The organism is Anaerotignum sp. (genome assembly GCF_045122575.1).
Lineage (GTDB): Bacteria > Bacillota > Clostridia > Lachnospirales > Anaerotignaceae > Anaerotignum_A.
In genome coordinates, this window is record NZ_JBGVHV010000142.1 from 1 (window position 1) to 7,620 (window position 7,620).

Consider the following 7,620-nt stretch of genomic DNA (forward strand, 5'->3'; position numbering starts at 1 on the left):
GTCTGTTTCCAGCTGTTTTTCGATCTTTGTAATGGCGTGGATGACTGTTGTATGGTCTCTGCCGCCAAAGCTTTCGCCGATTTTCGGCAGGGAAATATCCAGCAGCTTTCTGCAAAGATACATGGATACCTGTCTGGGGAAAGCGATATTTTTCGGTTTTTTGCTGCCCTGAATATCTTCCACGCGGATGTTATAATGCTCCGCCACCACCTGCTGGATCAGATCCGGTGTCAGTGGTGTGGATGCATTTTCGCTGAAGATATCCTTCAGGCTGTTTTCCGCCAGTGCAATGGAAATATCCTGATTGGTCAGGGTCGCAAAAGCAACGATACGTGTCAGCGCGCCTTCCAGTTCACGGATATTGGACGCGATATTTTTCGCGATATATGCCATGACGTCATCGGGCACAGTGATATGGTCGCGTTCCGCTTTTTTCCGCAGGATCGCGATCCTTGTTTCGTAATCGGGGGGCTGTACGTCTGCGATCAGGCCCCATTCGAAACGGCTGCGCAGTCTGTCTTCCAATGTCTTGATTTCCTTGGGAGGACGGTCGGAAGAAATGATGATCTGCTTGCTGGATTCGTACAGTGCGTTGAAGGTATGGAAGAATTCTTCCTGTGTACCTTCTTTTTTGGAGATGAACTGGATATCGTCGATCATCAGTACATCGATATTTCTGTATTTATTGCGGAATTCTTCGTTTTTATTGTTCTGGATGGAATTGATCAGCTCGATGGTGAAGGTTTCGCTGGTGACATACAGCACCTTTGCATCGGGGTTTTTATCCAGAATGAAATGACCGATGGAATGCATCAGGTGAGTTTTCCCCAGACCGGAGTTCCCGTACAGAAACAGGGGGTTATAGGCCTGGGCGGGGCTTTCCGCAACTGCCAGAGATGCGGCATGGGCCATACGGTTACTGTTGCCGACAACGAAAGAGTCGAAAACATATTTGGGATTCAGGTTACGGTTGGCACGGTCTGCCTTTTTTTCCTTGGACAGGTTATGTTTGCCGAAAGTACCGGCTTTCTGTTCTTCCTCTGTCAGAAGAACGATGTCATATTCATTTTTGGTGACGAATTTGATGGCGTTACGGATAAAAGAAAGGTAGCGTTTTTCCAGCATTTCCTTGAAAAATGCGTTTTCTACCTGCAGGATGACCTGATTTCCTTCCATTCCGCAGGGGATGATGGGCTGGATCCAGGTTTCAAAGCTGACGGGAGAAGTTTCTTCTTCGATGATCTTCAGAGCTTCTTCCCAGATTTGTTTCAGTTCCATACAAATTTGACCTCCTTCTCAGTAAGTTTTTGTTTTTTGCAATGACAGCTGTGGAAAGTTATCCACAGTACATCGGGATAACGCTGTGTAAAACAGCGGTGGATAAAATCGATTTTTTCGGTTATACACAGATTTTCCATTGTCCTTTTTCACAAAATCCCCACAGACCGCAAACCCTTGCAGGAAAAGGCTTTTCCGACCGTCACGCAGAGCCTGTTTCAACAGCGGTTTTCACAGGTTTGAAAAGTTATCAACAGGGTTATCAACAGTTTGTGGATAACATAATCTTTTACCCTGTGGAACCTGTGAAATCGGGGAAAGGACATTACTGTCATAAGTATATCAAAAGTTATCCACAGGTTCAATAAAAAAAGTCTGTGAAAAAATCTTTTCCTGTGATATCTGCGGGGATTTTGTCGTTCCAACTACAATATATAGTAAATCGGATCTCATTCAGTCTCTAAATATGCGTTTTAAAAATTTTTTTTCCACAGCTTTCCCTGTGGAAATGTGGAAAAAAGCTGATAAAATCAATATTCTCTGATAAATTTTTCTTGACGAGCCGTTGCTTTTTCACTATAATAGATGCAGTGCTCAAAAAAAGGGCAATTTAGCCTTGAAATTCAGAAGGAGGTGCAACAACCATGAAAATGACATTCCAGCCTAAGAAAAGACAGAGAAGCAAAGAACACGGCTTCAGAAAAAGAATGAGAACAGCAAACGGCAGAAAAGTGCTTGCTGCAAGAAGAAAAAAAGGTAGAAAAGTATTATCCGCATAATCTTTTCATGTTTATTAAGGCCGCAGTCAGTGTGGCCTTTTGTTCGTCATGGAGAAAAATTTACGCGGGCCGCAAAGGAGGGTTGGTCAGGTGAAATTTACAGAATCTTTGAAAAAGAATTTTCAGTTCCGTCATGTGTATCACAGGGGGAAATCCATCGCCAACCGTCATCTGGTATTATATATGTTCAAAAACGGAACACAGGGGAACAAGCTGGGGATCTCCGTCAGCAAAAAAGTGGGCAAGAGCGTTGTCCGCTCCCATGTGACACGTCTCATCCGCGAAAGCTACCGCAGTATGGAAGAAGAACTCAAGTGCGGCTACGATCTGGTGGTCATTGCAAGGGTTTCCTGTGCGGATGCTTCCTATCATGAGGTGTGCCGTTCTTTGCGGCATCTTTTCAAAAAACAATCGCTTCTGCTGAGCGCGTCTGAAAGAAAGGACCGTCAGGATAAAAAAGAAGCGGGCAAAGAAGAAGGGAACGAAAATGTTTAAGAAACTTTTTCTTTTGCTCATCCGATTCTATCAGGTAGCGATATCGCCCCATTTCAGACCATGCTGTCGGTTTACTCCCACATGTTCTCAATATGCGTATATCGCCATTACCCGTTTCGGTGCGATAAAGGGCACGTATCTTGCCGTGCGGAGACTGCTGAAATGCCACCCCTTTCATGAAGGTGGCTATGATCCCGTACCTGAGAAGAAAGAAAAATAAGCGTCCTTCGGGGCAAAAATCTCTATTGTTTGTTTTAAGGAGGAAAAAATGTTCAATTCCTATTTACTGGAAGCGCTGCCTTCCGTAAGAGAACCCGGTGTGATCATCGGTCCCATCGCCGATCTGATGGGTCAGATCTACAACATGCTGTTCAACTTACTGCACAGCAACACAAGCACAGGCTCTTTGGGTCTGGCAATCATCATCTTTACGCTGATCGTAAAGATCATCCTGTTCCCTCTGATGGTGAAACAGCAGAAATCTTCTTTTAAAATGCAGCAGCTGCAGCCTGAACTGAATAAGATCAGAGCGAAGTATGCAGGCAAAACAGACCAGATGTCCCAGCAGCGTATGGCTTTTGAAATGCAGGAATTTCAGAAGAAAAACGGCGCGAGCATGGTTGGCGGCTGTCTGCCTATGCTGATCCAGCTGCCCATCCTGTATGCACTGTTCTATCTGTTCCAGAATGCATACGTTTATGTAGATGCTATCGGCACAAACTACACTGAAATCGCAAATGCCATCCTCAATATTCCTGTTTCCCTGAGAATGGAAGTATTCCAGCCTTTTGCACAGGAATTTGTAGATGCTTATAAAAATATGGAATTCATCAAAGATGGTTTCGACATGGGCCAGGTAAACGACATCGTTATGCTGGTTGGCAACATGAAAGCAGATGACTGGAACGTTGTTCTGCAGAATCTGGGTTCTGCCGGCAGCGAACTGGCGCCTTTGCTGGCAACAAAAAATGACATCGAAACTTTCCTGACCATCCCTCTGGTAACAAAAGCAGGTCTGGGCTTCCCCGGCATCATCATCCCCATCGCTGCGGGTCTGACAACATATCTGCAGACAAAGATCATGAACATGATGAACCCTCAGAGCATGGATCCCAACAACCCTGCAGCAGCAATGACAAAAACAATGCTGTACACAATGCCCATCATGATGGGTGTGTTCTCCATTACAATGCCTGCCGGTCTGGGTCTGTACTGGACAATCTCCAACCTGTTTGGTATCGTTCAGCAGGTGATCCTGGTAAAATATTATAGAAGAAAATTCGAACAGGAGGCAGCGAAATAATGGAAGAAATCAGAAAGAGCGCAAAAACCGTTGATGCAGCCATTGAAGCTGCACTGGCAGAACTGGGCGCAACAAGAGAAGAAGTAGATATCACTGTGATCGACGAAGGCTCCAAAGGTTTTCTGGGTATGTTCGGCAGCAAGGATGCTGTTGTTCTGGTGAAGAAAAACTTCAACCCTGAAAAAGAAGCAGAAACATTCCTGAAAGAAGTGTTCCTGTCCATGGGCCTGATCGTAAAAATCAAAACAGAACTGAAAGAAAAACACCTGTTTGTGGAACTGACAGGTGACGATATGGGTATCCTGATCGGTAAAAGAGGTCAGACACTGGATGCACTGCAGTATCTGGTAAATCTGGTAATAAATAAGAAAAGCCCTTACTACATCAGCGTAATGCTGGATACAGAAAACTACAGACAGAGAAGAAAAGAAACACTGGAATCTCTGGCATTCAACCTGGCGAAAAAAGTAAAACACACAAAGAAAAATGTGGTTCTGGAACCCATGAACCCTTATGAAAGAAGAATCATCCATTCCGCACTGCAGAATGACAGATTCGTTACAACATTCTCCGAAGGGGAAGAACCTTACAGAAATGTTGTTATCACATTGAAATAATGAAAATTTGGAAACCCGTTGTTGAATACATCGGGTTTTCGTTTTATTATTTTATTATGGAATAAAGAAAGGGGAGAACTTTCTTTTCTTGGGAAAAGTTCCCCCTGACCCCTTCAAAAACCCGCTTAATGGCAAGACATGCGGGGCTTTGCCCCCGCACCCCACAAGCCCTGTCAGTACTTTGCTCCGCAAAGCCACCTTCGGTGGGTCGGGCATCTTCCCGACTACTCTATAAAAAGGCTTGACCTAAATTTTATTTGCCTTCGGCGTGTAAATAATCATTTCCCCGCAGAAACGATCGTTTCTGCAAAATGGGTCAAGGGACTGGTCCCTTGCGGGGAAGTGGGGCAGCGCCCCACGGTCTTAAGGAGGTAAAATATGAAGAGAGAATATATGCTGGATGATGTGATTGCGGCGATTTCCACGCCCATGGGTGTTGGCGGTATCGGTATCGTACGAATGACCGGTACAGGCTGTATCGAGATTGCGGACAAGATCTTCATCGGCAAGAAAAAACTGACAGAAAAAGCGACACATACACTTTCCTACGGCAAGATCACAGATCTGGATGGCGAGATCATTGACGAAGTTCTGGTTTCCGTCATGAAAGCGCCCCATACCTATACCAAAGAGGATATCGTGGAGATCAACTGCCACGGTGGTTCTCTGGTCACAAGAAAGGTGCTGGAGGCAGTGCTGAAGGCCGGTGCGAGAATCGCCCAGCCCGGGGAATTTACAAAGAGAAGCTTCCTGAACGGCCGTATTGACCTGACACAGGCGGAAGCGGTCATCGACCTGATCGAATCTAAAACAGAGCTTTCCCGTCAGGCGGCGGTAAATCAGCTGGAAGGGCGACTGAAAACAGCCGTAAGGGAAATGCGTGATGAAATTCTGGATATGATCGCGTCCATCGAAGCGGTTATTGACTATCCCGACTATGATATCGAGGATGAAACCTACAGCAACATGGAAAAAGGCGCAAGCAAACTGTTGGAAACCATGGATAAACTTTTGGAAGGTGCGGACAGAGGTAAGATCATCCGAGAAGGTCTGCAGACTGTTATTGTCGGTAAGCCGAATGTTGGGAAATCTTCCCTGCTGAACTGGCTGCTGGAAGAAGACCGTGCCATTGTAACGGATATTCCCGGTACTACCCGTGATACCGTAGAGGAATATCTGAACATTGACGGTATTCCCATCAAGATCGTAGATACTGCAGGCATCCGCGAAACAGGCGACGTGGTAGAGCGTATGGGCGTGGAAAAATCCAAGGCTTATGCGGAACAGGCAGACCTTGTGATTATGATGCTGGATGGTTCCCGTCCGCTGGAGGCGGAGGATAAGGAAATTCTGTCCTTCATCAAAGATAAAAAGACCATCGTTCTGCTGAACAAAGTCGATCTGGAGCAGAAACTGTCCATGGAAGAGCTGGAAACCTATATTCCCGAAGAACAGATCCTGTTCATTTCTGTAAAGAAAAACAAAGGCTTTGATGCCCTCATCGATGCCTTGAAAAATATGTTTTTGGACGGTCATGCGGCCAGTGCCGATGATGCTCTTCTGGGCAACACCAGACACAAAGATGCCCTGTACCGTGCGAAAGAAGCCATGGAGCACTGCATGGAAACCATCACCATGCGTATGCCGGAGGACTTCATTTCTCTGGATCTGCAGGATGCCAACAGAGCATTGGGCGAGATCACAGGGGATACCAGTGATGATGAAATTATCGATCGTATCTTTACGAAGTTCTGTCTGGGTAAATAAAAGACCCTGTGGGCTTTGCCCCCAATACCCCCACAAGCCTTTCAAAAGGCTTGACTTAAACTTTAAACGAACCAACAATTTTAAATTGTTGGTTCAAATCGGGTCAAGCATTGCGGCAACGCCGCTGGCCTAGGGGTAGAACCCCAATGGGGGGTGACCCCCTTGCGGGGAGTTGGGGCAGAGCTCCAAGGTCTTGTTTTTTCGATATTTTTCGGGTAAAATAAAGTATTAGTGAAAAATTTAGTTTATTTATCCCAGAAAAGAGGAATTAGAATATGTATTATGCAGAAACCATTGACGTCGCCATCATCGGCGGCGGTCATGCCGGCTGTGAAGCGGCACTTGCTTCCGCCCGTCTTGGCATGAATACGGTGATGTTTGCCATTTCTTTGGACAGTATTGCCATGATGCCCTGCAACCCTTCCATCGGGGGCAGTTCCAAAGGGCATCTGGTGCGTGAAATCGACGCACTGGGCGGCGAAATGGGCAAGGTCATCGACCAGACTTATATCCAGACAAAAATGCTGAATACAGGCAAGGGCCCTGCGGTTTATTCCCTGCGTGCCCAGGCCGATAAGATCGCTTATCAGGTGGAAATGAAGCACCGTCTGGAAAACACACCTAACTTAAAAATCAAACAGGCGGAGATTGTAGATATCCTCATGGAGGACGGCAAGGTCAGCGGCGTGGTAACCGCGGCCGGTGCGGTGTTCCGGTGTAAGGCTGTTGTCCTGTGTATGGGTACATACATGAAAGCCCGTTGTCTGACAGGGGAACATATTACAGAAAGCGGCCCCAATAACCTGATGCCTGCTACAAAACTTTCCGCAAGACTGAAAGAAATGGGCGTAGATCTGTTCCGTTTCAAAACAGGTACCCCTGCCAGAATGAACAAAAACTCTCTGGATCTGGATAAAATGCAGCCCCAGTACGGTGACGAGGATATCGTGCCTTACTCCTTCGAGAATAAGCCCGAAGATATCGAAAAACCGCAGGCTCTGTGCTACCTGACCTATACAAACGAAAAAACACACCAGATCATCCGTGATAACCTGCACCGTTCTCCCATGTTCGGCGGTGTCATCGAAGGGACTGGCCCTCGTTATTGCCCTTCCATCGAGGATAAGATCGTTCGTTTTGCCGATAAGGAAAGACATCAGATTTTCGTAGAGCCTGAAGGCGAAAATACAGAAGAAATGTATATTCAGGGTATGAGTTCTTCCCTGCCGGAAGATGTGCAGATCGCCATGTACAGAACCATCCCCGGTCTGGAAAACTGCGAAATCACCCGTTTTGCCTATGCCATCGAATATGACTGTATCGATGCGACCCAGCTGAAACTGTCTCTGGAATTCAAGGATTTCCCCGGTCTGTTCTCCGC

At 46.3% G+C, this 7,620-nt stretch carries 8 protein-coding genes; 7 read left to right on the forward strand and 1 reads right to left on the reverse strand.

From position 1 onward, the window contains the following. Positions 1-1,278: chromosomal replication initiator protein DnaA (gene dnaA, locus ACJMLT_RS06965; RefSeq protein ID WP_405728579.1), on the reverse strand; the 1,278-nt coding region annotated here is incomplete at its 3' end. A gap of 644 nt (positions 1,279-1,922) precedes the next feature. Between dnaA and rpmH the strand changes: the two genes are divergently transcribed. The 7 genes from rpmH to mnmG form a co-directional block, all read left to right on the forward strand. Then, on the forward strand, positions 1,923-2,057 hold the full coding sequence (gene rpmH / locus ACJMLT_RS06970; RefSeq protein ID WP_405728582.1) for a 50S ribosomal protein L34: 135 nt from the start codon (positions 1,923-1,925) through the stop codon (positions 2,055-2,057). A gap of 90 nt (positions 2,058-2,147) precedes the next feature. After that, complete coding sequence (gene rnpA, locus ACJMLT_RS06975) at positions 2,148-2,552, forward strand: ribonuclease P protein component (RefSeq protein ID WP_405728584.1); 405 nt, start codon at positions 2,148-2,150, stop codon at positions 2,550-2,552. Next, entirely contained in the window at positions 2,545-2,772 is a 228-nt protein-coding gene (gene yidD, locus ACJMLT_RS06980) for a membrane protein insertion efficiency factor YidD (RefSeq protein ID WP_405728587.1), read from the forward strand. Before rnpA ends, yidD begins: the two co-directional genes overlap by 8 nt. A gap of 48 nt (positions 2,773-2,820) precedes the next feature. Further along, positions 2,821-3,855, forward strand: coding sequence for a YidC/Oxa1 family membrane protein insertase (locus tag ACJMLT_RS06985; protein WP_405728590.1), 1,035 nt, complete (start codon positions 2,821-2,823; stop codon positions 3,853-3,855). Further along, on the forward strand, positions 3,855-4,472 hold the full coding sequence (gene jag / locus ACJMLT_RS06990; protein WP_405728593.1) for an RNA-binding cell elongation regulator Jag/EloR: 618 nt from the start codon (positions 3,855-3,857) through the stop codon (positions 4,470-4,472). Before ACJMLT_RS06985 ends, jag begins: the two co-directional genes overlap by 1 nt. Before the next feature lie 378 nt (positions 4,473-4,850). Continuing rightward, on the forward strand, positions 4,851-6,239 hold the full coding sequence (gene mnmE, locus ACJMLT_RS06995) for a tRNA uridine-5-carboxymethylaminomethyl(34) synthesis GTPase MnmE (RefSeq protein WP_405728596.1): 1,389 nt from the start codon (positions 4,851-4,853) through the stop codon (positions 6,237-6,239). A 275-nt stretch (positions 6,240-6,514) separates the two neighbouring features. Continuing rightward, on the forward strand, positions 6,515-7,620 hold a 1,106-nt coding region (mnmG, locus tag ACJMLT_RS07000), incomplete at its 3' end, for a tRNA uridine-5-carboxymethylaminomethyl(34) synthesis enzyme MnmG (protein WP_405728599.1).